General features: G+C 65.8%; 31 protein-coding genes. 9 read left to right on the top strand and 22 right to left on the bottom strand.

Annotation, left to right across the window (positions count from 1 at the left end):
• The first annotated feature begins 71 nt into the window (after positions 1-71).
• The 3 genes from ACT6UX_RS06850 to ACT6UX_RS06840 all read left to right on the top strand — a co-directional run bounded on the left by ACT6UX_RS06850 (position 72) and on the right by ACT6UX_RS06840 (position 2,824).
• Complete coding sequence (locus ACT6UX_RS06850) at positions 72-1,346, top strand: LLM class flavin-dependent oxidoreductase (RefSeq protein WP_444774398.1); 1,275 nt, start codon at positions 72-74, stop codon at positions 1,344-1,346.
• Between the two features lie 4 nt (positions 1,347-1,350).
• Positions 1,351-2,142, top strand: coding sequence for an alpha/beta fold hydrolase (locus ACT6UX_RS06845; protein WP_444774397.1), 792 nt, complete (start codon positions 1,351-1,353; stop codon positions 2,140-2,142).
• 82 nt (positions 2,143-2,224) lie between these two features.
• Entirely contained in the window at positions 2,225-2,824 is a 600-nt protein-coding gene (locus tag ACT6UX_RS06840) for a hypothetical protein (protein ID WP_444774396.1), read from the top strand.
• A gap of 58 nt (positions 2,825-2,882) precedes the next feature.
• On the opposite strand, the gene ACT6UX_RS06835 is transcribed toward ACT6UX_RS06840, so the two are convergent.
• Genes ACT6UX_RS06835 through ACT6UX_RS06820 form a run of 4 tightly spaced genes read right to left on the bottom strand, consistent with a single transcriptional unit; the run spans position 2,883 to position 4,677 of the window.
• The gene (locus ACT6UX_RS06835; protein WP_444774395.1) at positions 2,883-3,164 is read right to left on the bottom strand and encodes a DUF427 domain-containing protein; all 282 of its coding nucleotides are present in this window, start codon (positions 3,162-3,164) and stop codon (positions 2,883-2,885) included.
• Positions 3,165-3,180: 16 nt separating this feature from the next.
• A complete protein-coding gene (locus ACT6UX_RS06830; RefSeq protein ID WP_444774394.1) occupies positions 3,181-3,873 on the bottom strand; it encodes a DUF899 domain-containing protein in 693 nt (230 codons plus the stop codon).
• Positions 3,870-4,334: an SRPBCC family protein gene (locus ACT6UX_RS06825; protein WP_444774393.1), complete on the bottom strand. Its 465-nt coding sequence runs from the start codon at positions 4,332-4,334 to the stop codon at positions 3,870-3,872. Before ACT6UX_RS06825 ends, ACT6UX_RS06830 begins: the two co-directional genes overlap by 4 nt.
• Positions 4,312-4,677, bottom strand: coding sequence for an ArsR/SmtB family transcription factor (locus ACT6UX_RS06820; protein WP_444774392.1), 366 nt, complete (start codon positions 4,675-4,677; stop codon positions 4,312-4,314). The genes ACT6UX_RS06825 and ACT6UX_RS06820 overlap by 23 nt, the downstream gene beginning before the upstream one ends.
• A gap of 108 nt (positions 4,678-4,785) precedes the next feature.
• Between ACT6UX_RS06820 and ACT6UX_RS06815 the strand changes: the two genes are divergently transcribed.
• A complete protein-coding gene (locus ACT6UX_RS06815; protein WP_444774391.1) occupies positions 4,786-5,559 on the top strand; it encodes a thioesterase family protein in 774 nt (257 codons plus the stop codon).
• Positions 5,560-5,562: 3 nt separating this feature from the next.
• On the opposite strand, the gene cysS is transcribed toward ACT6UX_RS06815, so the two are convergent.
• The 4 genes from cysS to ACT6UX_RS06795 form a co-directional block, all read right to left on the bottom strand.
• Positions 5,563-6,897, bottom strand: coding sequence for a cysteine--tRNA ligase (cysS, locus tag ACT6UX_RS06810; protein WP_444774390.1), 1,335 nt, complete (start codon positions 6,895-6,897; stop codon positions 5,563-5,565).
• A 165-nt stretch (positions 6,898-7,062) separates the two neighbouring features.
• The gene (locus ACT6UX_RS06805) at positions 7,063-7,170 is read right to left on the bottom strand and encodes a hypothetical protein (RefSeq protein ID WP_444774424.1); all 108 of its coding nucleotides are present in this window, start codon (positions 7,168-7,170) and stop codon (positions 7,063-7,065) included.
• Positions 7,171-7,223: 53 nt separating this feature from the next.
• The gene (locus ACT6UX_RS06800) at positions 7,224-7,409 is read right to left on the bottom strand and encodes a hypothetical protein (protein ID WP_444774389.1); all 186 of its coding nucleotides are present in this window, start codon (positions 7,407-7,409) and stop codon (positions 7,224-7,226) included.
• A complete protein-coding gene (locus ACT6UX_RS06795; RefSeq protein WP_444774423.1) occupies positions 7,406-7,486 on the bottom strand; it encodes a glutamate--tRNA ligase family protein in 81 nt (26 codons plus the stop codon). The genes ACT6UX_RS06800 and ACT6UX_RS06795 overlap by 4 nt, the downstream gene beginning before the upstream one ends.
• 148 nt (positions 7,487-7,634) lie before the next feature.
• On the opposite strand from ACT6UX_RS06795, the gene ACT6UX_RS06790 reads away from it, so the two are divergent.
• Together ACT6UX_RS06790 and ACT6UX_RS06785 are read left to right on the top strand one after the other, a co-directional pair.
• Positions 7,635-8,351 carry a dienelactone hydrolase family protein gene (locus tag ACT6UX_RS06790; RefSeq protein ID WP_444774388.1) on the top strand — a complete coding sequence of 239 codons (717 nt, stop codon included), beginning with the start codon at positions 7,635-7,637 and terminating at the stop codon, positions 8,349-8,351.
• Between the two features lie 28 nt (positions 8,352-8,379).
• On the top strand, positions 8,380-9,354 hold the full coding sequence (locus ACT6UX_RS06785; RefSeq protein WP_444774387.1) for a Bug family tripartite tricarboxylate transporter substrate binding protein: 975 nt from the start codon (positions 8,380-8,382) through the stop codon (positions 9,352-9,354).
• A 9-nt stretch (positions 9,355-9,363) separates the two neighbouring features.
• Here ACT6UX_RS06785 and ACT6UX_RS06780 read toward each other — a convergent pair whose 3' ends face one another.
• The 5 genes from ACT6UX_RS06780 to ACT6UX_RS06760 all read right to left on the bottom strand — a co-directional run bounded on the left by ACT6UX_RS06780 (position 9,364) and on the right by ACT6UX_RS06760 (position 13,976).
• Positions 9,364-9,783, bottom strand: a complete 420-nt coding sequence (locus ACT6UX_RS06780) for a hypothetical protein (RefSeq protein WP_444774386.1) — start codon at positions 9,781-9,783, stop codon at positions 9,364-9,366.
• Between the two features lie 27 nt (positions 9,784-9,810).
• Positions 9,811-10,416 carry a hypothetical protein gene (locus ACT6UX_RS06775; RefSeq protein ID WP_444774385.1) on the bottom strand — a complete coding sequence of 202 codons (606 nt, stop codon included), beginning with the start codon at positions 10,414-10,416 and terminating at the stop codon, positions 9,811-9,813.
• A gap of 77 nt (positions 10,417-10,493) precedes the next feature.
• Positions 10,494-12,179 (bottom strand): long-chain-fatty-acid--CoA ligase, encoded by a 1,686-nt coding sequence (locus ACT6UX_RS06770; RefSeq protein ID WP_444774384.1) that lies wholly within the window; start codon positions 12,177-12,179, stop codon positions 10,494-10,496.
• 84 nt (positions 12,180-12,263) lie between these two features.
• On the bottom strand, positions 12,264-12,689 hold the full coding sequence (locus tag ACT6UX_RS06765; protein ID WP_444774383.1) for a phasin family protein: 426 nt from the start codon (positions 12,687-12,689) through the stop codon (positions 12,264-12,266).
• Positions 12,690-12,704: 15 nt separating this feature from the next.
• Positions 12,705-13,976: a DUF445 domain-containing protein gene (locus ACT6UX_RS06760; RefSeq protein WP_444774382.1), complete on the bottom strand. Its 1,272-nt coding sequence runs from the start codon at positions 13,974-13,976 to the stop codon at positions 12,705-12,707.
• Between the two features lie 156 nt (positions 13,977-14,132).
• Between ACT6UX_RS06760 and ACT6UX_RS06755 the strand changes: the two genes are divergently transcribed.
• Complete coding sequence (locus ACT6UX_RS06755; RefSeq protein WP_444774381.1) at positions 14,133-15,023, top strand: NAD(P)-dependent oxidoreductase; 891 nt, start codon at positions 14,133-14,135, stop codon at positions 15,021-15,023.
• Here the strand turns inward: ACT6UX_RS06755 and ACT6UX_RS06750 are convergent.
• From ACT6UX_RS06750 to ACT6UX_RS06710, 9 genes are all read right to left on the bottom strand, one after another.
• The gene (locus ACT6UX_RS06750) at positions 15,020-15,622 is read right to left on the bottom strand and encodes an alpha/beta fold hydrolase (protein WP_444774380.1); all 603 of its coding nucleotides are present in this window, start codon (positions 15,620-15,622) and stop codon (positions 15,020-15,022) included. The genes ACT6UX_RS06755 and ACT6UX_RS06750 overlap by 4 nt on opposite strands.
• Positions 15,619-16,272, bottom strand: coding sequence for a glutathione S-transferase family protein (locus tag ACT6UX_RS06745; RefSeq protein ID WP_444774379.1), 654 nt, complete (start codon positions 16,270-16,272; stop codon positions 15,619-15,621). The genes ACT6UX_RS06750 and ACT6UX_RS06745 overlap by 4 nt, the downstream gene beginning before the upstream one ends.
• Positions 16,273-16,298: 26 nt before the next feature.
• Entirely contained in the window at positions 16,299-17,558 is a 1,260-nt protein-coding gene (locus tag ACT6UX_RS06740) for an Nramp family divalent metal transporter (protein WP_444774378.1), read from the bottom strand.
• Between the two features lie 65 nt (positions 17,559-17,623).
• Positions 17,624-18,418, bottom strand: coding sequence for a phosphodiesterase (locus ACT6UX_RS06735; protein ID WP_444774422.1), 795 nt, complete (start codon positions 18,416-18,418; stop codon positions 17,624-17,626).
• Entirely contained in the window at positions 18,418-18,789 is a 372-nt protein-coding gene (locus tag ACT6UX_RS06730; RefSeq protein ID WP_444774377.1) for a hypothetical protein, read from the bottom strand. Before ACT6UX_RS06730 ends, ACT6UX_RS06735 begins: the two co-directional genes overlap by 1 nt.
• Positions 18,786-20,462, bottom strand: coding sequence for an NAD+ synthase (locus ACT6UX_RS06725; RefSeq protein WP_444774376.1), 1,677 nt, complete (start codon positions 20,460-20,462; stop codon positions 18,786-18,788). Before ACT6UX_RS06725 ends, ACT6UX_RS06730 begins: the two co-directional genes overlap by 4 nt.
• A 9-nt stretch (positions 20,463-20,471) precedes the next feature.
• The gene (locus ACT6UX_RS06720; RefSeq protein WP_444774421.1) at positions 20,472-21,242 is read right to left on the bottom strand and encodes a gamma-glutamyl-gamma-aminobutyrate hydrolase family protein; all 771 of its coding nucleotides are present in this window, start codon (positions 21,240-21,242) and stop codon (positions 20,472-20,474) included.
• A 346-nt stretch (positions 21,243-21,588) separates the two neighbouring features.
• Entirely contained in the window at positions 21,589-21,897 is a 309-nt protein-coding gene (locus ACT6UX_RS06715; RefSeq protein ID WP_444774375.1) for a hypothetical protein, read from the bottom strand.
• Between the two features lie 16 nt (positions 21,898-21,913).
• Positions 21,914-22,303: a RidA family protein gene (locus ACT6UX_RS06710; protein WP_444774374.1), complete on the bottom strand. Its 390-nt coding sequence runs from the start codon at positions 22,301-22,303 to the stop codon at positions 21,914-21,916.
• A gap of 46 nt (positions 22,304-22,349) precedes the next feature.
• Between ACT6UX_RS06710 and trmFO the strand changes: the two genes are divergently transcribed.
• Together trmFO and ACT6UX_RS06700 are read left to right on the top strand one after the other, a co-directional pair.
• On the top strand, positions 22,350-23,720 hold the full coding sequence (gene trmFO / locus ACT6UX_RS06705) for a methylenetetrahydrofolate--tRNA-(uracil(54)-C(5))-methyltransferase (FADH(2)-oxidizing) TrmFO (RefSeq protein ID WP_444774373.1): 1,371 nt from the start codon (positions 22,350-22,352) through the stop codon (positions 23,718-23,720).
• Positions 23,721-23,855: 135 nt separating this feature from the next.
• Complete coding sequence (locus tag ACT6UX_RS06700) at positions 23,856-24,140, top strand: acyl carrier protein (protein WP_444774372.1); 285 nt, start codon at positions 23,856-23,858, stop codon at positions 24,138-24,140.
• Positions 24,141-24,146: the final 6 nt, after the last annotated feature.

Genomic DNA, 24,146 nt, shown 5'->3' with positions numbered 1-24,146 from the left:
CCTGAAGTCGCGGCACGGTTGCAAGGTAAACGGTCGTTTACCAAGCAGCTCGAGTTTAGGGAGAGCGCACCATGAAACTCATGTGGTTCCATCTGATGCCGTACACGGAGCTTCCGGAAGACTTCAACCGGAAGCACCCTTCGGTGTGGGTCGACATTCATTCCTCGCTGTTCGACCCCAAGCGCGCGCATCACATGTACAACGACTTCATGGACGAGCTCGAATACGCTGCCGAGCTCGGCTACGACGCGGTCTGCGTCAACGAGCACCATTCCAATGGCTACGGGCTGATGCCCTCGCCCAACCTGATCGCCTCGTCGCTGGCGCGCCGCACCACCGACACGGCGCTCTGCGTGATGGGCAACTCCCTGGCCCTCTACAATCCGCCGACCCGCGTCGCCGAAGAGTTCGCGATGATCGACTGCATCTCGGGCGGCCGGCTGATCGCAGGCTTCCCGGTCGGCTCGCCGATGGACACCTGTTACGCCTATGGCCAGAATCCGAGCCTGCTGCGCGAGCGCTATCTCGAGGCGCATGACCTCGTGAAAAGGGCGTGGACCGAGAAGGACACCTTCGCCTTCAACGGCCGCTACAACCAGCAGCGCTACGTCAACATCTGGCCGCGCCCGATCCAGAACGAGCCGCATCCACCGATCTGGATTCCCGGCGGCGGCTCGGTCGAAACGTGGCGCTGGTGCGCCGAGATGGACTACGTCTACTGCTACCTCTCGTACTACGGCTACAAGGCCGGCCTCACAACGATGCAGGGCTTCTGGAACGAAATGGAGAAGCTCGGCAAGGACCGCAATCCCTACCGTGCGGGCTTCCTGCAGTTCGTCGGCGTGGCCGAGAGCCGCCAGCAGGCGCTCGATCTCTACACCGAGCCGGCCGAGTATTTCTACGGCCGCTGCCTGCATGTCGATGCGCGGTTCGCGACGCCGCCCGGCTATACGACCGAGGCGACGCAGCGCGCCGGCATCCAGAGCATGGTGAGCAAGGCGGCCAACACCGCGAGCTATTCGAGCAAGCTCAGCATGAAGGCCACCAACATGAAGGACATCGTGGATGGCGGCTACGTCATCGTCGGCTCGCCGGACGAAGTGGTGGAGCAGATCCGCCACGTCGCCAAAAGCCTGAACGTCGGCCATCTCATGCTGCTGCTGCAGTACGGCAACATGAGCAAGGATACGACCAAGTACAACACGCGCCTGTTCGCCGAGAAGGTGATGCCCAAGGTCAAGGACCTGTTCGGCGAATGGGAGGACAAGTGGTGGCCGAAGCCCATGGCCAGGGGTCAGCGCGCCGCGGTTCCCGCCTTCCGCCCGCAGACCGTCGCCGCGGAGTAGAGCCTTGTCCGAACCCATGACCACGACGGTCGACGTCAACGGCCATCCCTGCCGCGTCTGGACCAAGGGCAAAGGCCCGAAGCTCGGCTTCCTCGCGGGTCTGGGTGGCCTGCCGCGTTGGCTGCCCTTTCTCGACCGGCTCGCCGAGAGCCGGACGGTCGTCGCTCCCTCGCTGCCTGGCTACCCCGGCGCGACGGGTCACACCGAACTCGACACGCATCTCGACTGGGTCCTGGCCGTGCGTCAGATCGTCGAAAAGGCGGGCCTCGCCGGCGCCGATCTCGTGGGCGCGTCGGTCGGTGGCGCCTTTGCCGCCGAACTAGCGGCGATCTTTCCCGGTCATGTCGGCAGGCTCGCCCTGATCGCTCCGTTCGGCCTGTTCGACGACAAGGACCCGGCGGCGGACCCCTGGGCGCAGCGCAAGGACGTGCTGCCCGGCCTGATGTGTGCCGATCCCGCCAACTGGACGGACCTGGTGGCGGCACCGGAGGGGGCGAACTCCGTGGAATGGCCGATCGAGATGACCCGGGCGTCCGAGGCCGCCGCCCGGGCCTTCTGGCCGCTCGGCAACACGCGCCTGGAAAAGCGCCTGGGACTGATCTCTGCGCCGACCCTGATCCTGTGGGGGGAGCGCGATTCGATCCTGCCGTCCCGCTACGCCGGGAAATTCGCCGAGGGAATCAACAAGGGTACCAACGGCGCGCCCCGGGTCGAAACCGTGGCCGATGCCGGTCATCTGGCCTATCTCGACCAGCCGGATGCCGTGGCGAGGGCGGTATTGGCCCATTTTGCCTGAGAGTCTCACGCCCTTGGTGGTTGCTTCGCCAGTTCGGATCGCTATTGTCCGGCGCGTTAGGGGTTTTGCGAGGTAAACGGCAATGACGATCCGTTCGATGAAGATGACCGCAGGCGCTTCCCTGTTCGCGGCGGTTCTGGCGATCGGCGCGAGCCTGCCCGAGCGGCAGGCATCGGCCCAGGTGAGGCCTGTGCCGCGCGAGGGAGTGGCCTTCAACGACGTGGTCACCCAGCGGGTCAAGATCGAGTCGGCCGACACCGAGAGCCGGACTGTGGCTTTCACCCTGCCGAACGGCCAGCTGCTGATCCTGCCGGTCGCCGACAGCGTCAAGAACCTGGATGCGATCGATGATGGGTCGATGGCCACCGTCACCTATTCCGAGGTGGTGACCATGCTGAACCTGCGCCAGAAGGGCCCGGGCTCCCAGCTCGCCCGCAAGGACCAGATGGGCCAGACCCCGAACCAGACCGATGTCGAGGCCGGCCGCTTTACTCTGACGGTGGTCGGCGTCGACCTCACCAAGAACATGGTCTCCGTGATCGACGGCCGCGGCGGCCCGGTCCGCACCTATAAGGCCAACTCGATCGCCAAGCAGGACATGCTGAAGAAGATCAAGGTGGGCGACGTCGTGATTGGCATGACCACCCCGCTGATGATCACCTCCATCTCGCCGGCGCGCTGAAACGCTTCCGGACTGAAATTCAAACGGCCGGCATCCGCCGGCCGTTTTCTTTTGGGTGTCAGCTGACGCCGACGTCTTTCCAGAAGCCGATCCAGTGATCGACCGGTGCCATTTTCTCCTGCGGCGCTTCATAGGACCAGGCAGCCCTCGGACTGCGCGCCGTCCCTTCCACGACGTCGTAGAATTGGACGCCGTGCGGACATTTCAGGTCGCCGTCCGTCTTCGGCGCGCTCTCGAGCAGGTCCATCCGCACCGAGTCGCGCGGAAAATAGCGATAACCGTCGACTTCGAGCGTGCGGTCGCTCTCGGCGATCACCTTGTCCTGCCACACGGCCTTCATGGCTACCTTTCCTTTCTCAATACTGATCGTGCCGCTTCACCCAGCTCATCGTGAAGGGAAGATCCGACTCGTCCCGGCCCTTCGAGGTCAGATCCAGCAAGTGGTAAACGCCGTTCAGCATGTCAACGCCGCGCGCGTAGGTCGAATAGGTGTGATAGACGGCGCCGTCATCGCCGCGGCGGAAGGCGCTGAAGCCCGGCATCTCGCCCGGGCCGACCTTCATCGTCCCGAAATTGTAGTCCATCCCAACTTCGCCGGGCCGTGAACTCACCCCGTAGTCGAAATTGAAGTCGCCTTCTCCGGACGACACCCATCGGAAGGTCCATCCCATCCGCTTGGCGTACGCATCGAGCCTGCCGACGGGCGCCCGCGAGACGGCGACCAGCGCCGTGTCGCGATGGGCGAGATGCACGTCGACGCCGTTGAAGTTGTCGGCCCAGAAAGAACAGTTCTTGCAGGCCTCGTTCCAGTCGGCACCAAACATGAGGTGATAGACGAGGAGTTGGCCGCGACCGTCGAACAGGTCGGCCAGAGCCACGCGGCCTTCAGGCGCCTCGAAGGAATACTCCTTCTCGACCCGCTCCCAGGGCAGCGCCCGTCGCTCGCGCGCGAGCACGTCCCGCAGCCGGGTGAACTCCTTCTCCTTCGCCAGGAAGTCGCGGCTGGCAGCGAGCCATTCCTGATGTGAGACGACGGGACGAGCAGTCATGCCGCCCTCCCGAGAAAAGCGATTAGCTTGTCGAAGCTGCCGACCCAGCCCTCATCGTGGCAGGCGAAGTCTTCGGCATCCGTGAACGGACCGTGGATCAGGGTGAGTTCGGTGCGCTCGCCGAGGGCGCGCAGTTCGACCCTTACCGTCGTCTCGTGCCCGCGCGTGCGGCTGTAATCTCCATCGGCATGATGGGCCCAGGTGAAGACCAACCGCTCGGGCCGCGCGACCTCGAGATAGACGCCCGACGAGGCGAAGACCCCCTGCTCGTTGCGTCCATCGATGCGCCAGGCGCCGCCACGCCTCGCATCGACTTCGCACAGCGTGATCTCCACGCCCGGCGGGCACATCCAGCGCACGAACTGGTCGCGATTCACCCAGGCGTCGAACACCCTTTCGCGCGGGGCGTCGAAGATCCGGCTGAGGTGCAGCGTGTTGTTATCGAGCCTTGCGTCGTGCATCTGACTTTCCTTTCGTCGGCTTGGGATCGGTTTCGGTACTCTTCAGGAACGCGTCGAGCCGGTCGAAGCTCGCCTCCCAGAACTTGCGGTAGTGGTCGATCCAGTCCGCCGCCGCGCGCAACCCCTCGCCGCGCAGTTCGCAGCGGCGCCACTGCGCCTCGGTGTGGCGTTCGATGAGCCCGGCCTCAGTCAGCACCTTGAGATGACGCGACACCGCCGGCAGCGACATGTCGAACGGTTCGGCCAGTTCGCCGACCGTTGCGCCTCCGCTCGCGAGCCGCGCGAGGATGGCGCGGCGTGTTGGATCCGCGAGGGCCGAGAAGGTCTGGGAGAGAGCATCCATATTTAACATATATGTTAAATACGATGGATCGTCAACCGACTGCGGCCCGAGATTGCAGGCCGTGGCGGCGGCACATATGAAAGCGCCCCCCACACGGAGTTGAAGCAAATGGAGTCTATCTATCGCGTCGAAGGTGCCATTGCCGAAACCAGCGCGTTCGCCGGCGGGCCGTGGAGCCCGAAACTCCAGCACGGGGCAGCCCCCTCCTCACTGATCTGCTGGGCCGTCGAGCACATGCCGTCACCGGTGCCGATGCGCGTCGCACGCCTCACCGTCGACCTGATGCGACCGGTGCCGGTGGCGCCGCTCACGATCGCGACCGAGATCGTCCGCGAGGGCCGCAAGATCCAGCTCGTATCGGTGCGGCTGCTGGCCGATGGCGCCGAGGTCGTGCGTGCGAGCGCACTGCGCATCCGCGTCGATCCGAAGGAGATGCCGGCAATCGCCAACGGGCCGCCGGTCGAGTTGCCGATGCCTGAACAATGCAGCCCGCCCGACTTCTTCGCGACCGAGACACCGTTCCTCAAGGGCATCGAGATGCGCACGGCCAAGGGCGGCTTCCGCATCCCCGGACCCGCCGCCGTCTGGTATCGCGCGACGCGGCCCATCGTGGAGGGTGCCGACATCTCGCCGCTGATGCGGGCGGTCATCGCCGCGGATTTCTGCAACGGGACGTCTTCGGTCTTCGACATGAACGACTGGACGTTCATCAACGCCGACCTGACCGTCAGCCTTGGCCGCGAGCCGGTCGGCGAATGGGTGCTGCTCGACGCCGAGACCTGGATCGGCCCGGACTCGGTCGGCATCGCCGCCGCGCGGCTCGCCGACCGGCAGGGTTATTTCGGCCGCGCCGTGCAGAGCATCATCTTCGAGAAGCGCTGACGACTACCCTCGTTTCCAGGTCGTGCCCTTCGGGCCGTCCTCGAGGATAACGCCCTTGGCCTTCAGGTCGTCGCGAATGCGGTCGGACTCCTTGAAGTCCTTGGCCTTGCGCGCGGCTTGACGCGCCGCAATTGCGGCCTCGATCTCGGCGTCGGACGGGCCTGCGTCGGCCGCGCCGGCCGGCGCCCAGCGGAACCAGGCTTCGGGATCCTGCTGTAGCAGGCCGAGCGCGGAGGCTCCCGCCTTGAGTTCCGAAGGATCGCGCAACTGGTGCAGCGCGCTGATCGCGAGCGGCGTGTTGAGATCGTCCGTCAGCGCCTCCTCGACCGAAGCCGGTATGGGCCTCTCCTCCAGCGCCTTGCCGCGCAACAGACCGTACCAGCGATCGAGCGTGCCCTTGGCCTGGGCCAGCCCCTCGGGCGTGAAGTCGAGCGGCTGGCGGTACTGCGCCGACAGGAGCAGCAGGCGGATAACCTCGCCGGGATACTGGTCGAGCAGCTCGTGCACGGTGAAGAAGTTGCCGAGCGACTTGCTCATCTTCTCGCCGGAGATGTTCAGGAAGCCGTTGTGCATCCAGTACTTCGCCATGATGGCGTGACCGAAGGCGCTGCGGCTCTGCGCGATCTCATTCTCGTGGTGCGGGAAGATCAGGTCGAGACCGCCGGCATGGATATCGAACGTCTCGCCGAGCAGCGCACCGCTCATGGCCGAGCACTCGATATGCCAGCCGGGACGGCCACGGCCCCACGGGCTCGGCCAGCCCGCCTGCGCGTCGGTCGAGGGCTTCCAAAGCACGAAGTCGGCGGCGTCCTTCTTGTAGGGTGCGACCTCGACGCGGGCGCCCGCGATCAGCTCGTCATGAGAGCGACGCGACAGCCGGCCATAGTCCGCCATGCTGGGCACGTCGAACAGCACATGGCCTTCCGCTTCATAGGCATGGCCGCGTGCCACCAGTCGCTCGATCAGGCCGATCATCTCGCCCACATACTTGGTGGCGCGCGGCTCGATGTCGGGCGGCAGCGCCCCGAGCCGGCTCATGTCGCTCTGGTAGGCCGCCGCCGTGCGCTCCGTCAGCGCATCGATCGACTCCTTGTTCTCGGCGGCGCGCACCATGATCTTGTCGTCGATGTCCGTGATGTTGCGGACATAGGTGACGCGCGGATAGCGCCGTTTCAGGAGCCGGTAGAGAACGTCGAAGACGACGACCGGACGCGCATTGCCGATATGGACATAGTCGTAGACCGTCGGACCGCAGACATAGAGGCGGACATGCGACGGATCGAGCGGCACGAACGGCTCTTTTTCGCGCGACAGCGTGTTGTAAACGACGAGGGACATCGCCCCTTCTCCCGATCCAAAAACGAACGAAACCTGACGCGGCCCGCTGGGCCTCAGGCCTCGATACATCGCGCCAAGGGCGCGCCGGGAAGAAAGAACTGCGTCATGGGGGTAATCTATACGACCGGTTCCTGCCGCGCAATTGAACGCCCGGGACAGGCCTTTTCAGGCCTTGCGTCCCAACAGCCTCTCCATCGCCCGGCTTCGGCCGATCAGCGGCAGCAGCTTCGCCATCTCCAGTCCCTTCTCCTGGCCGGTGAGCGCCAGTCGCAGCGGGTGGAACAGGGCGCGGCTCTTACGCCCGAGGCCCGAGGTCCAACCCTTCCCTATCGTCTCCTCCCACGGCTCGGCCGGCAGCTTCGCGGCCGCTTCCGCCAGGAGGCAATCAGCCGGTCACGCGCGGCATAGTGCGCGAGCCGCTCCGACTGCTTCTCCTTCAGCGCCCAGTCGAGGCCGAGCCACGCGCGGTCGCGTTCGATCGCCGCCTCGAACTCGGGCCGGCTGCGCGTCACGCGGTATCGCCGAGACGCAGGATGAAGGTTCCACCCTGTTGCCGCGCATGGAGCCAGTTGAACAAGGCCGCCCGGATGTTGCCGACATGCAGCAGCCCTGTCGGGCTCGGCGCGAAACGGACGACAGGCAGGAAAGCGGGCGTGGCCGCGACTTGTGGCGGCGGGTCGTTGGCGGGTCAAGCCGGACCCGCTAGTCTCCGTTCCCATCGGAGGAAACCAAACAACATGCGCACCGAGGATATCGAGTACCGCGCCGACGGCGTCCGCATGGTCGGACAATACGTGGTCGACGACGGCAAGCCCGGCCGTCGCGCCGGGGTGCTGGTCTGCCACGAGGGGCCCGGCCTCACAGACCACACGAAAAAGATTGCCGCCCGCCTCGCCGGCCTGGGCTACGCCGCCTTTGCAATGGACTATCACGGCGACGGCAAGCCGCTCGCCGATCCCAGCCAGACGATGGCGCGGCTGCAGCCCTGGATGGCCGACCCGGCCGGCATCCGCACCCGCGCCCTGGCGGCGCTCGACGTGCTCAGGGGGCAGAAGGAAGTCGATCCGGCGCGCCTCGCGGCCATCGGCTACTGCTTCGGCGGCACCACCGCGCTCGAGATCGCGCGCAGCGGCGCCGACGTGAAGGCCGTGGTCGGCTTCCATTCCGGCCTCGCGACCGCCCGGCCGCAGGACGCGGCGAACATCAAGGCCAGGATCCTGGTCTGCATCGGCGCCGACGATCCGATCATCCCGCCCGAGCAGCGTCTGGCCTTCGAGAAGGAAATGAAGTCGGGCGCGATCGACTGGCGGCTCCAGCTCTATGGCGGCGCCGGTCACAGCTTCACCAACCCGGCCGCCGACTCGCGGGGCATGAAGGGCTTCTTCTATCATGACGCCACCGACCGCCGCTCATGGAACGCCATGATCGAGCTGTTCGACGAGACGCTGAACTAAAAACGAGAACGACCAGAGAGGAAAGAATATGAAACGCCGCCAACTGATCGTCGTCGGGGCGGCGGCGCTTGCCGCCCCCTCCATCGCCCGTGCCCAGGGCAAGTATCCCGACAAGACGATCCGCTTCGTCATCCCCTTCGCGCCGGCGGGGCCCACCGACATCATCGGCCGCATGGCCGCGGAGAAGCTCACCGCGATCCTCGGCCAGCAGGTCATCGTCGACAACAAAGCAGGCGCAGCCGGCTCGATCGGCGCGGTGGACGTGAAGAACGCCAAGCCCGACGGCTACACGCTGCTCTGCGCGCCCTCCTCCACCCATGCCATCAACCCGACGGCCTTCGCGAAGCCGGCCTACGATGCGGTGAAGGATTTCACGCCGATCGCCTCGATCTGCGTCAACCCGCTGGTGCTGGTGGCCCGACCCGACATGCCCGACACGGTGATGGGTCTGGTCGAGCTGATGAAGAAGAATCCCGGCAAATACTCGTACGGTTCCTCGGGCGCGGGCTCGATCATCAATCTGGCCGGCGAATACTTCAAGCGCGAGGTCGGCGGCATGGACGTCGAGCATATTCCCTACAAGGGATCGATGCCGGCGCTGCAGGACATGATGGGCGGCCAGACCGCCTGGATGTTCGAGACCTTCAGCACGACGCTCCAGCTCCACAAGGCCGGCAAGGTCCGTATTCTCGCCTACGCCTACTCCAAGCGTGCGCCGATCGCGCCCGAGATCCCGACGATGATCGAAGCCGGTGTGAAGGGCTACGAGGCCTACACGTTCAACCTGATTCTGGGCCCGGCCAACGTGCCGAAACCGGTGGTCGACGTTCTCGACCAGGCCGCGCGGCAGATGATGAAGGACCCCGCCACCATCAAGTTCCTGGAGGATATCGCCGCGGTGCCGACGACCGAAACCTCGCCCGAAGTCACGGCGAAATTCATCAAGGACGAGATCGCGAAATGGGCCCCGGTGATCCGCGAGGCCGGCATCAGGATCGAGTAGGGAGACCCCTTACCGGTAGCCCGCCGGCGGCGGCACGTTGCCGGGCGCCGGCGTGATCGGCGCCTGCTGCGGCATCTGGGCAGGCGTCGGGACGTTCGCCGCGCCAGGGCCCGTTCCTACGCCCGCCCCCGCACCCTCGCTGGGGGAAGCCACGCGACCGGGGGCATCCGAGCCGATGTTGCTGATGTAGTAGCCGGCGACGGCATTGGAATTGTCGCCCGCCGTCTTGGCAGGCACGTCGATGATGCCGACGCGGGCGCCGCTCTTGTCGATCCGGTAGCCTTCCGGATCCATCTGGAAGCCTTCGTTGTCGACACGCAGGCCGCCGGGCTGAACGCGATAGGCCGGCGGCGGCGTCGTTTCGCTATAGAGCGGCTGGGGCAGCGGATCGCAGGCCGCGAGCAGCGACACGCCGAACGTCGCGGCCATAAAACGTCTCGCAGCCATCTAGCCCCCTCATCGTGTGGTCGACTGCGGGCTGATGATGTTGCCGTTGCGGTCGAGCCGGTTTCCCTGGCCATCATAGCGGAAACCATACTCGTCGCGGAAGGCCTCAACGCCGGCCGGCGGCGTCGGCTGGGGAGCGACCATCGGGGTGCTGTAGGTGGTGGTCGAGACCGTCGTCGTGGGCCCGTAATAGGTCGGAGCGGCCGGCGGGGTCGTGTAGTAGGTGGTCGTCGAATAGGGCCCAGCCGGCGCCGGAACCGGGGTGACAGTGGCCTGATCCCGATAGCGACGGGCGTCGACTTCCCGGCCCACGCATCGGTCGTACATGCTGGTGCCGGGCGTCAGGCCGTAGGAATAGCAGGCATTGCGGGCGTCGGCGTCGAGGTTCGCGACGGTATAGCTCACCGGCATCCGCCCCTGGGCACGGGCAGAAGCCTCGCGGGAAACGCAGCGATTGTAGCTGTCGGTCCCGGCCCGGAAGCCGTAGTCGAGGCAAGCCTGCTCCGAGCCCGTCACCGCATAAGTGCGCGCCGTCCGGGTTTCATAGGTGCTGCTGCTGCAGGCGGCGGCCAGGAGACCGAGCGTGGTCACGGCCAAAATCTTCGGAGCGCTCATCGAGGGTTCCTCCTCCAGGACATATCCTGGGGAGAGAACGTGGCTTCGGGCCGCCGGTTGCCGCTCTCCTGCGCGCCTCACGCAGTTTTGGTCGCGCCGTCCCGCAGTTCCCGGCGCAGGATCTTGCCCACATTGGTCTTCGGAAGTTCGGCCCGGAACTCGATGTATTTCGGCCGCTTGTAGCCGGTAAGTTCCTGGTGGCAATAGGCGTCGAGGGCCTCTTTTGTGAGGCCCGGGTCCTTCTTCACCACGAACAGCATCACCGCCTCGCCCGAGTTGGCATCAGGCACGCCGATCGCCGCGCATTCGAGCACGCCGGGATGGGCTGCGACGACCTCTTCGACCTCGTTGGGATAGACGTTGAATCCCGAGACCAGGATCATGTCCTTCTTGCGATCCACGATCCGGGTGTAGCCGCGCGTGTCCATGATCCCGATGTCGCCGGACTTGAAGAAGCCGTCCGGCGTCATGACCTTCGCGGTCTCTTCGGGCTGCTGCCAATAGTCCCGCATGACCTGCGGACCGCGGATCGCGATCTCTCCCGCCTGCCCGACCGGGACCTCCTTGCCGCTGTCGTCGAGGATGCGAATCTCGACGTTCGGCAGGGGCAGCCCGATCGTGCCCGTGTAGGTCTCCGAGTCCGTGGGATTGCAGGTGACGCCGGCGGAAGTCTCGCTGAGTCCATACCCTTCGCAGATCGGACAGCCCGTGATGGCCAGCCACTTCTTCGCAACGGCTTCCTGCACCGCCATGCCGCCGCCGTTGGAGATCACCAGCTCCGAGAAATCGAGCTTCGCGAAGTCCGGATTGTTGGCCAACCCGTTGAACAGCGTGTTCACCGCCGGGAAGACGTTGATCCTGTACTTGGAGAGGTCCTTGATGGTGCTCGCGAGATCGCGCGGGTTCGGAATCAGGACATTCAGCGCGCCGGTGCGCAGCCCCAGCAGGCCGCAGGTCACGAAGGCGAAGACGTGATACAGCGGCAAGGCGCAGGCGATCGTGAGTTGGCCGCTGATCCTGCGGCGGTTCAGGCCGGGCTGCATCCAGGCCTCCGACGCCAGCAGATTTGCAACCAAGGTGTGGTGCAGCAGGGTCGCGCCCTTGGAAACCCCGGTCGTGCCGCCCGTGTACTGCAGAACCGCGACATCGTCCGGCCCCAGCAGGGGTTTTGCCAGCGCCCCGCTGCGTCCGGCCCGCAACGCGTCGTTGAATTTCACATGCCCTGGCAGCGACCAGGCGGGCACCATCTTGCGCATGGTGCGCACGACGAAGTTCACGATCAGCCCTTTGGGAAAGCCCAGCAGGTCGCCCATGGAGGCGACCACGACATGCTTGACGCCCGTCTGGGCAACGACCCGCTGCAGGGTCGTCGCGAAGTTCTCGAGGATGATGATGGCTTCGGCACCTGAGTCCCGGAGCTGATGCTCAAGCTCGCGTGCCGTATAGAGCGGGTTCACGTTGACGGCGACGAATCCCGCCCGCAGCACCGCCGCGACCGCCACGGGGTACTGCAGGACGTTCGGCATCATGATCGCCACGCGCGCGCCACGTTTCAGCCCGCGTCCCTGCAACCACGCCCCGAGCGCCATCGACAGTGCGTCGATCTCACCGAAAGTCAGGGCCTTGTCCATGCAGACATAGGCCGGCTTGTCGCGATATTTGGAGAAGCTTTCCTCGAAGAGCGCCACGAGGCTCGGATAGGCCGACGGATCGATGTCTGCCGGCATACCCGGCGGATAACTCTTGAGCCAAAACCGTTCCACGTCGCCTCTCCAGAACCTCTCCGTCACCCGTGAGGCGGCGCGGTCCCGTACGCGTTGCACCACCTCAGTCTGCGTTCGCTGGTCTTAGGGCTTCTTGTCGATCGACGTCCGGATTTCTTCGTAGGATTCCTTCATCCGGTCCTGGACGATCTTGAAGGCTTCGGTGCTCGACTTCTGGACCAGCTCGGCGATGTCGCGGGTGTTGGCGATCGCCGCCTCCATCGCCTTCTTCGCGAACTCGGCCTGCTTTGCCATGACGTCCTGGGGATTGCCGCCCGGCTTGTAGGACTGCGCCATCTCGGCCATGTCCTTCATCGCGGCCTCGAAGATTTCCTTCTGCTTGTGCGCGATCCCGCTCGCGCCTTCGGCCATCGCCTGCCACGACTTGCCCATGGCATCGAGGTTCTTCTGGTGGTGCTCCATGATCTTCGTCATGTCGAAGGGCGTCACCTTGAGCTGCTCGCCGAACTTCTTGAACATGTCGGTGAAGGCTTGCGCTTGATCGGCCATCAGGACCTCCTGTGGTTACAGGTACAGCTTCAACCCCTGCTCCAGCGCGTGCAAGGCCAATCCGGCCAGTCCACCGACCATCGCGCCGTTGAACCGGATGAATTGCAGGTCGCGCCCGACCGTCAGCTCGATGCGGCCGATCAGCACATCGATGTCCCAGGACTTCACCTGATCGGCGATGAACCGGCCGACACCGCTCTTCTGGCCCTGCACGAAATCCGCAAGCAGCCGCACCATGCCGCGGTTGATCTCGGCCCGGATCGCGGGATCGCGCGCCAGCTGGCCACCGACATCGACCAGCATCGCCTCCATCTGCCGGCGAACCTGGCTGTCCTCGGCGCGCGCGTCCTGTTCCAGAAAGGACCGCACGCTTTCCCAGGCCCCCTCCGCCAGGGTCGCGATTTCCGGGCGGGCCAGCAGGTCCCGCTTCAGGCGCTCGGCGCGGCGGGCGAAGTCCTCGGAAGTGCGCAACCTCTCGACGAAGTTCGCGACGAAGCCGTTGAACTCCTTGCGCAGCGGATGGTCGGCGTCTCCGCGCGCCTCCTTGATGAAGGCCGTGGTCGAGGCCACGATCTTGCGCAGCAGATAGGCATCGGCGCGGTAGAGATTGAACAGCGCCGGCAGCTCCTGGCGGATCTTCTCGCGCAATGCCGCCAGCGTCTCCTCGTCGGCCAGCACCTTTTCCAGCGCCACCAGCAGCTCGTCGAGCACGCGCTGGTGCCGCCCCTTCTCGGTGACGGCGCTCAGCAGACCCGCGGCCAGCGGCGCGAGCTCGATCCTCTCCAGCTCGGCCATGGCGCGCTTGCCGAGAAACCCCTTCAGTCCCGATTGTTCGACCGCAGCCAGCGCCTGCGGCGCCAGTCGCACCATGAAGCCCGCGAGGGCAGCGCTGCGCGCGCGATCGCTCAGCCACTCGGCCACGAGGGCGGCGAAGTCGACCTCGCGCAGGCGCGCCTCCACCGGCTCGGGCGCGAGGAAGTTCGTTTCGATGAACTCGCCGAGATTCTCGGCGATGCGATGGTGATTGCGCGGCACGATCTCGGTGTGCGGGAACGGCAGGCCGAGCGGCCGGCGGAACAGGGCCACGACGGCGTACCAGTCGGCCAGCCCGCCCACCGTCGCCGCCGCGGCAAACGCCGCGACATACCCCCAGGCCCAGTGCACCGGCTCATAATGCCGGGCGACCACGAACAGCGCAGCCGTCGCCACCAGCAGCAACGTCGCCGCGAGCTTGACCCGTCGCAGGGACCGCGCGCGATCGGCATCGCGGTTCAATGGCTCGCTCACAGGCCCTCCCTCAACATGTCCGCCACACGAACGCGACCCGCAGGATGCAGTTTCGCGGCATGAGGCGTCACTCCTGCCTGCGGCCCGGTCGCTGTGGCAAGAGGGTGATGTTTCTGCCCTATACTCCCGCCACCGTTGTCCCGGGAGGAAGAAGCCATGAAGGTCGGTTATATCGGTGTCGGAAACATGGGCGGCCCCATGTGCCGCAACCTCATCAAGCGCAGCAACCATTCGGTCACGGTGTTCGACCTGAACCCGGAGGCCGTGAAGACCTGCACCGATCTCGGTGCCAGCGCCGCGAAGTCCGTGGCCGAGGTGACCAAGGGCGCCGACATCGTCATGACCTCGCTCCCGATGCCGCGCGACGTCGAGGCCGTGACCTTGGGCGACAACGGCATCCTGGCCAATCTCGGCAAGGGCCAGACCTATATCGACCTCAGCACCAATGCGCCGTCGATGGTGAAGAAGATCGGCGCCGCCATGGCCGCCAAGGGCATCGCCATGCTCGACGCGCCGGTGAGCGGTGGCACGGTCGGCGCCGAGGCCGCGACCATCGCCATCATGGTCGGCGGCGACAAGAAGGTGTTCGACGACGCGCTGCCGGTGCTGCAGTCGTTCAGCGCCAACGTGATCCACATGGGCGAGCTCGGCTCCGGCACGGTGGCGAAGCTGGTCAACAACATGATGGCCTTCTGCAACATGGCCGCCGCCGCGGAGGGGCTGATGCTGGGCGTCACCGCCGGCCTCGACCCGCAGAAGCTCGTGCAGGTGATCGCCTCCTCCAGCGGCAATTCCTCGGCATTCAAATCGTTCTCGGAACGCGCCCTTGCGGGCCGGTTCTCGCCGCCGTCTTTCGCGCTCAACCTCGCGCACAAAGACCTGCACCTTGCCCTGGAACTGGCCGACGAACTCGACGTGCCGCTGCCGCAGGGATCGGCCACCCACAACCTGCAACGCATGGCCCGCCGCATGGGTCTCGGCAACGACGACAGCTCGGCGATCCTGCAGGTCTACGAGTCGGTGCTGAAGAAGACCGTCAAACCCTAAGACAGGTGCTTGGCGATCAGGCGCGCGACGAGGTCGGCATGGGTGCTGGCCACGTCGTGATCGCCGCCCGGCACGATCTCGAGCCGGGCCTGCGGCAGACGTTCTGCGAGATGGCGCCCGACGGCGACGGGGCTGATCGGGTCCGCGTCGCCCCAGATCAACAGCGTGGGTACCGCGATCTTCTCCACCGGTAGCGGCGGCGGCGGCGTGCCATCCGTGATCCACGAAACGGCCTTGGGGAAGGAGCGACGGTAGTCGGCGCGCCACTCCGAGGCGCCGAGGCCTGCCATGTCGACGCCGCCCGAGGTGACGCAGAGAACGAGGCGGCGCACCCGTTCCGGATGCTCCAACGCGATCCGCGCCGCGATGACGCCGCCCATCGACTGCGCCACCAGATCGACCGGCTCGTCCATCCTTTCCGTAACCAGGCGCTTCAGGTCGTCGACGCTGCGGATTGCCGGATCGTGCGGCTGAGCGCCGAGACCCGGCCAGCCGAAATGCTCCTTGGGCCAGGTCGCAGGCAGAGCCTCGGCGACGGGCTTCCAGAATTGGGGCGAGCCGCCCGCGCCTGGCAGGAAGAGGATACGCGGTCTGGTCATGCAGTCAGCCCGAGTTTGCCCATGAACGGCGGCAGGGTGCGGCCGATCGACAGGAGATAGCGGCCCATGGCGCCCGCCACCTGCCGGACCGCCGGACGATCGCTCATCCGGTCACGCCAGGCGTGCAGCCGCGGCAGCGTGGGCGGGACAGGCGCCCCCATTCGCTCACCGAAAAGCTGCGCCATGTAAAAGGCGATGTCGACATAGCTGTAGGCGCCGGCGATCCACTCCTGCCCGCCGATCGTGCGTTCCATCTCCTGGTAGAAGAGCGCCGCCGCATCGTGCGCGCCCGGCGCCGCGGAATCGCTCATCAGACGGACAATGTGCGGGAAATAGACCTCGTCGGACTTGTGTTCGAGCAGGCGCGCCCGTGCGCGGGCCCTAGGCTCCGCGGGCCACAGTGCGGGATCACGCTTCAGGGTTTCGAGGTACTCGAAGATCTGGGTCGAATCGAACAGCTCGAGGTCGCCGTCGATCAAGATCGGGACCTGGCGCTTGGGATTGATGCGCACGACCTCGGGATGCTTCGGCTCATAAAGCACCTTCATCTCGAAAGGCACCATCTCGAGATCGAAGTCGATCCCCTTCTCGTGCAAGGCGATCTCGGCCTTGGCGCCGAACATGCTCAGCGGCCCGGAATAGAGTTTCATGGCGACGAGCTTACGCTGGCGCCATTCTACATCAACACGAACATGCCGATAGCGGCCGCCGCCATCAGAACCAGGGTGAGCCAGCCCAGCACCCGCTGCCAGCCGTTCGCCGTGAAATCGCCCATGATCTCGCGACGGGCGGCCACGATCATCATGGCACCGATTATCGGGACCACGATCACGCCGTTCAGGACCGCACTCCAGATCAGCGCCTTGAACGGGGCGATCGGCAGCAGCACCACGCCGAGACCCGCCAGGATCGCCACCGCGATGGTGATGTAGAAGGGCCGCGCCTCACCGAATTCGTGCTCCAGTCCAATCCGCCACCCCCGGACCTCGCCCAGCGCGTAGGCAGCCGATCCTGCAAGCACGGGTACCGCGAGCAGGCCCGTACCAATCACACCCAGGCTGAACAGTAGGAAGGCCGCGTCGCCTGCGATCGGCTTCAACGCCTCGGCGGCCTGCTGAGTGCTTTCGATGTCGGTCTTTCCATTGGCGTTGAGCGTGGCTGCCGTCGTCAGGATGATGAAGAAGGCGACGAGGTTCGACATCCCCATGCCGATGGCCGTCTCCCAGCCGATGCGCGTCAGCTCGCGCGGCGCCTGCTCCGGCTTGTCGGCAAGCGGCCCCGCCTCGTCATCGCCCTCCTCGTCCTCTACTTCCTGCGAACTCTGCCAGAAGAAGAGATAGGGGCTGATCGTCGTGCCAAGGATCGCGACGATCAGCATCAAAGTATCCTTGTCGAAGGCGAACGTCGGCACCAGCGCGCCCATGCCGACGGCGCGCCAGTCGATATGGGCCGTGAAAACGACGCCGACATAGGCGAACAGCGAGAAGGTCAGATACTTCAGGAAGCCGACATAGCGACTGTAGGGAATGAACACGATGGCCAGCACCGAGGCGATCGCAAAGGCGAAGGTGATGACGATCTGCCCTCCTCCCAAGACCATCGCCAATGCAGCGCCCATGGCGGCGAGATCGGCGCCGATATTGATCGTGTTCGCCACGAACAGGAGCAGGACCAACCCCAGAACCACCGGCCGCGGGAAGGCCCGGCACATGTTGGCGGCCAAACCGCGGCCGGTGACGCGACCGATGCGGGCGCTGACCGACTGGACCGCAACCATCAGCGGCCAGGTCAGAACGACCGTCCAGAGAAGTCCGAAGCCCGCATGGGCGCCCGCCTGGGAATAGGTCGCGATGCCGCTGGGATCGTCGTCAGCGGCGCCCGTGATCACGCCGGGACCGAGTCTCTTGATCAGTCCCTGTGTATTGGATTCGACCATCTTGTCCCCGAAACGGATATGCCCTGCGCGAGTTCCGGCTGCGAAGGGTTCGCTCCCGCAGATCGTCAGCGGAACGGACGCGGCCCCTCGTAGGAACCGACATAACTCACATGGGTGATGAGGCCCATGACGGGCCGCCACAGATGCAGCGCCACGCCCGGCGGGTCCATGGTCATGGTGAGCTTGGCGCCCTCGCGCAGGTCGAGTGACGCCTGATGCGCCGTGCTGGGCGCGATGGAAGCCATCGTGCCCGCCCAGCGGACCTGGATCGGCCGGTGCACGTGGCCACAGAGCACGCGCTCGACGTTGCCATGTGCGCGGACCAGCGCCTCCAGACGGTCGCCCCCTTCCAGCAGCCGCGCCGCATCGAACGGCACGATGCCGACGTCGAACGGCGGATGATGCATGAAGAGCAGCGTCGTACGGTCGCTCTCGCCCAACCGGGCTTCGAGCCAGTCGAGGCGTTCGCTGCACAGCACGCCATGTCCTTTTCCAGGCACCAGCGTGTCCAGCGCGATCAGTCGAAGCGGCTGGTCGTCCACGACATACTGCAGGAAGCCGGTCTTCGGCAGATAGGCATGATCCGGAAACGCCTCGCGCAACGCGTCCCGGGCATCGTGATTGCCGGGTATCAGGTAGCTTGGAATATCGAGCTTCGAGAGAAGGCGCTTCAGGTTCGCGTATTCCTCAGGCGCGCCCTTGTCGACCAGATCACCCGTCAGAAGGGCGATATCGGGTCTCGGATCGAGTCCGTTGACGTGCGCCACCGCGCGTTCGAGAAAGCCCTGCGTATCGATGCGACCGTAGAGCAGATCGCCCTCGCCCTTCACATGCGGGTCCGAGATCTGGACGATCAGCATCACGACGCATCCTTGAGATGGAAGGGCAGCGTCGCGAGCTCGGGCACCAGGTCCTTGATCTCGTCGAAGAACACGATGAAGTGGCGCGCGACGAGGCGCTGCAGGTCGCCGGCGGGCTGGTCGTCGCCATCCGCCGTCGTCATCTCCATACCGTCCCGCGTCCGCACCCAGAGCAGCGCGCTGCGCGGGGCATCGGGCAGCTCCGCGAAACTCAGCAGGCCGAAGGCGACGGCCTTCCGCCGACGGGCATGCTGGGCGAGCGCATTGTCCCGGGTCAGGTCGCACAGCGCGAAGGCCAGCCTTCCCCGCGTGCCGTCCGGCAGAGTCACGTCGTATTCGCGGGTCGCCAGACGCCCGAGTTCGTCGCTCATGTCGCGACTCCCGGGCTCGGCCCCCGGAAGCCATTCACGATCGGATAGCGGCGCTCGCGGCTGATGCTGCGGGAGGTGATCTTCACGCCGGGCGGTGCCTGGCGTCGCTTGTATTCGGCGCCTTCGAGCAGGCGCCACACGCGGTCGACAGTGCCCGGATCATGGCCTTCCTTCGCCAGTGCCGACGTATCGAGGTCGCGCTCGATCAGGCCCTTCAGGATGGCGTCGAGCGTGGGATAGGGCGGCAGCGAGTCGGAATCCTTCTGGTCGGGGCGCAATTCGGCGGAGGGCGGCTTGTCGACGATGCGCGGCGGAATCACCACGCCCGGACGGCCCAGTGCACCCACCGGCAGATGCGCGTTGCGCCAGCGGCAGAGTTCGAAGACCGTGGTCTTGTAGACGTCCTTCAGCACGTTGAAGCCGCCGCACATATCGCCGTACAGCGTGGCGTAGCCGACCGCCATCTCCGACTTGTTGCCCGTCGTCACCACCATGCTGCCGAGCTTGTTCGACACCGCCATCAGGGTGACGCCGCGGGCGCGGCTCTGGATGTTCTCCTCTGTGACGTCTTCGGGCCGGTTGCCGAACAGCGGCGCCAACATGCCGCGGAACGCCTCCATCGCCGGGCCGATGTCGACGGTGTCGTAGCGTACGCCGATCGCCCGCGCGCAGGCCTCGGCGTCCTCCAGCGAATCCCGGCTGGTATAAGGGGACGGCATCATGATCGCGTGCACGCGTTCGGGGCCCAGCGCGTCGGCCGCCACCGCGGCCGTGATCGCCGAATCCACGCCGCCCGAGAGGCCGATGACGACGGAGGGGAAGCCCGTCTTGTTCACGTAATCGCGCAAGCCGAGCACCATCGCCTGATAGATGGACTCGAGTTGGTCCAGCTCGGCCGCGATCGGACCGGGCTCGCACTCCCAGCCGCCGGCGCCGCGCCGAAACTCGATCGTGGCGACCTCCTCGGCGAAGGAGGCAAGCTTGGCCTTGAGCGAGCGGTCGGCACCCAGCGCGAAGGACGCGCCGTCATAGACGACCTCGTCCTGCCCGCCGACCTGATTGAGATAGACGAAGGGCAGCCCGCTCTCGACCACGCGCTTGACGCCGAGCTGCACGCGAACGTCGGCCTTGCCGGCTTCGTAGGGGGAACCGTTCGGCACGAGCAGGATTTCGCCGCCGGTCTCGGCGATGCATTCGACGACATCGGGTGTCCAGACATCCTCGCAGATCGGCACGCCGATGCGGACACCCCGAAAGACCAGCGGTCCGGGCATCGGACCCGGTGCGAATATGCGCTTGTCGTCGAACACGCCGTAGTTCGGGAGATCGACCTTGAAGCGCTTGCCGATGATCTCGCCCTTGTCGAGCGCGATGATCGCATTGTGAAGCTTCTCGCCCTCCCGCCACGGCGTCGTGACGAACAGCGCCGGCCCGCCGTCGGTGGTGTCGGCGCGCAGGGTCTCGACGGCGTCGTGACAGGCCTGCTGGAACGAGGGCTTCAGCACCAGGTCTTCAGGCGAGTACCCCGCCAGCACCAGTTCCGTGGTGAGCACGAGGTCGGCACCTTGCCGGGCCGCCTCCGCGCGGGCGGCCCGCACCTTGGCGAGATTGCCCGCCACGTCGCCGACCTTGGGATTGAGCTGCGCCAATCCCACTCTGAGTTTGTCCGTCATCGTAAAGCCTCAGGAGGAGTGCATGCGCTCGCGGAGAGCTTGGCCGAAGGCCTGGAACAGGGCGCGGTTGATCGGGTTGCTGTGCGGATCGTATTCCGCGTGCCACTGGACGCCGACCGCAAAGGCCGGGGCCTCCGAGATGCAGATCGCCTCGATCGTGCCGTCCTCCGCCACGCCCTCGATGGCGACGCGCTTGCCGGGATCGAGAATGCCCTGGCCATGAAGCGAGTTCACGCGAATGCACTCGCAGCCGAGCAGCCTCGCGAAATAGCCATCCTTCACGAGCTGCACCTCGTGCCGGTCGGCGAATACCACGGTGGGATCGGGATGGACTTCGCCGTTCTCGAGCCGCGGCATGCGATGATTCATACGGCCCGGAATCTCGCGGATCTCGGGATGTAGCGAGCCGCCGAAAGCCACGTTCATCTCCTGGAAGCCGCGGCAGATGCCGAAGATCGGCACGCCGCGCTCGACACAGGCGTCGATCAGCGACAGAGCCATCGCGTCGCGCTCCTGATCGTAGGGTTCGTGGGCCGGATGCGGTTCGGCCCCGAAGCGCGTGGGATGGACGTTGGCGCGGGCCCCGGTGAGCAGGATGCCGTCAACCGCGTCCAGCAGCGCCTCGATGTCGGTGATGTCGGGGGTGCCGGCAAACATCAGGGGCAGCGCTCCGGCGACGTCGGCCACCGCCCGCATGTTGCGCTGTCCCACGAGTTGGACGTTGTGCCGGTCATTGATCACGCCGGAGTTGCCGATCACTCCGACCACGGGTTTCTTGATACTGGGAACCAACGCGCGCCTGCCTCGACTTCGAAGCGGCAATAATGGCACCGCATCCCGCGCCGGGCGAGTCCGCCATCGTGAAACGCCATTGACAGCCGCGCCCGCCGGTGCGTGAATTCAAACGTCACGTGCAGCCGGGAGGTTTTGATGAATCCACCCAAGCAACGTGCCGCGGTGATTGTCGAGGCAATCGTTCGGGCATCGGCATAGCGGCGGACGCGAACGGCACGGCGGGAGCGGCCCCTGCGGGTCGCATCAGTTGGGCAAGACCCCGACCAGGCCGCTCCCGGCGTTCCCTTCCCAACGACCAATCACTTTTTCCACGCTGTCAAGGCGATCGCTTTCACTGAAACGGCGGCACGTCACGTCGCAGGTCGCCGCTTCCCTGAGTGAAGTAGAGCGTCAGACGTCCGACGACGTCCTTCGCACGATTCGACGCTTCGAGAGGAAGCTCCACTTTCAGCCCGCAGGCGCCAAGCTCGCTCACCAGCTCATGCAGGCGGTCGCCGGGGATTTCGAACTGCAGGACCGCCATTGCGTCCGAGAGCAGCGAGTGGCCGGAGACCCAGCCACCCGCCCGCGTGATCGCCTGCGACGCCGCGTTCACGCTGACATGAAAGGCATCCCGCGCGACGGCTTCGAGGCGCAGCAACCCCGCCTCCCTTTGGCTAGGCCTTCGCGGCGACCACTTCGACCTCGACCAGCATCGAGGGATCCGCGAGGCCGGCCACGACCAGCAGGGTGGATGCGGGATAGGGCTCCTGCCCGACATACTGGCCGCGCACCTCGCGGAACGCCGGAATGAAGCGGCTGTCGGTCAGGAAGACGGTGAGCTTGACGATGTCGCGGAAGTCCATGCCGCCGGCCTTCAGCACCTCGCCGATGTTCTTCCAGACCTGTTCGCTCTGCGCTTCGATTCCGTCCTGCAGCTTGCCCGCAGAATCCACGCCGACCTGCCCCGAAACGTAGAGCACACGCGCCTCAGGCGGGACCTCAACGCCGAGACTGTATTTGCCGGCCACGGAGACGGACTTGGGATTGTGGAACTTGATGGCCATGTCAGACCCTCCATTGTAAGGAGGCGCAGGTTTCAGGTCGGAGAGCATGACGTCAAGCACCAAGCCCGTACACGTCGTCGGCGGCGGTCTCGCAGGCAGCGAGGCGGCCTGGCAGCTTGCTCAGGCGGGCGTGCCGGTGGTGCTGCACGAGATGCGTCCGCTGCGCGGCACCGAGGCGCATCTCACCGAAACGCTTGCGGAACTCGTCTGCTCGAATTCCTTCCGTTCCGACGATGCGGCCAATAACGCCGTCGGCGTGATTCATGAGGAGATGCGCCGCGCCGGCTCGCTGATCATGCGTTCGGCCGACGCGCACAAGCTGCCCGCCGGTGGTGCGCTCGCGGTCGACCGGCATGGCTTCTCCGCCGCCGTGCAGGAAACCTTGCTCGCCCATCCACTGGTGACCCTCGCGCGCGAAGAGGTGGCCGGCCTGCCGCCCGAGAACTGGGACAGCGTGATCGTAGCGACCGGTCCCCTCACCTCGCCGTCGCTCGCCGAGGCCATCGCCAAGCTCACCGGCGAGGACTCGCTCGCCTTCTTCGACGCCATCGCGCCGATCGTCCATCACGAGAGCATCGACCAGTCGATCGCCTGGAAGCAATCGCGCTACGACAAGGTCGGCCCCGGCAATGTCGAAGGCAGCGACGGCGCCGACTACTTCAACTGCCCGATGGACAAGCCGCAGTACGAGGCGTTCGTCGCGGCGCTGCTGGCCGGCGAGAAGACCGAGTTCAAGCAGTGGGAGCACAACACACCCTACTTCCAGGGCTGCCAGCCGATCGAGGTCATCGCCTCGACCGGGCCGCAGAGCCTGCGCTTCGGCCCGATGAAGCCAGTCGGCCTGCGCGATCCGCGCACTGGCCATCGTCCCTGGGCCGTGGTGCAGCTGCGCCAGGACAACGCGCTGGGCACGCTTTGGAACATCGTGGGTTTCCAGACCAAGCTGAAACACGGCGAGCAGACGCGCATCTTCCGCACCATCCCCGGCCTGCAGAATGCCGAGTTCGCCCGGCTGGGCGGCCTGCACCGCAACACCTTCCTCAACAGTCCGCGCCTGCTCGACGGCACGTTACGGCTCAAGGCGATGCCGCGGCTGCGCTTCGCTGGCCAGATCACCGGTTGCGAAGGCTATGTCGAGAGCGCCGCCGTCGGCCTGATGACCGGAAGGTTCGCGGCGGCCGAGCGGCTGGGCCGAGTGCAGACTCCGCCGCCGCCGACCACGGCGATGGGCGCCCTGCTCGGCCACATCACCGGCGGCGCCGATGCCATGACCTTCCAGCCGATGAACATCAATTTCGGCCTGTTCCCGCCGATCGCCGGCAGCTTCAAGGGCAAGGAACGCAAGCAGGCGATGGCGGTGCGGGCACTGCGCGATTTTGACGACTGGCTGAACCCGACGCCTCTCGCGGCGGAGTGAGGCCGACAAATCGTTCACACCGTCTGAACGGCGGAAACATTCCGTAACGTCCCGCAACAGTGGGTAACCAAACGTTATTTCACTTCCGACCCGCATCGGGATGAAATGGGCTCACCCCCTTCGACGGAGTGAGTCATGCAGGCCATCCAGGAACTGGTCGCCCCGAACACGATCTCGCTGCAGTACGACGTGATGCGCGAGATTTTCGCCCTTCTCGGACCGTACAATGCCGGCGGCAAGCCGATCACGCCGCAGACCGTGATCTCCAAGGGACTGACCGTCGATTCGCTCACGATCATGGACGTGATCATGGAGCTCGAGGATCGCTTCGACGTCACCATCCCGATGAACGTCGTTGCCGACATCGTGACCATCGACCAGCTCGCCGAGGCCGTCGTTTCGCAGCGCGCGCGGCGCTGACAAAAC

Origin of the sequence: Reyranella sp. (assembly GCF_052439685.1) — a bacterium.
Lineage (GTDB): Bacteria > Pseudomonadota > Alphaproteobacteria > Reyranellales > Reyranellaceae > Reyranella.
This window is presented reverse-complemented; position numbering and strand designations above follow the sequence as displayed.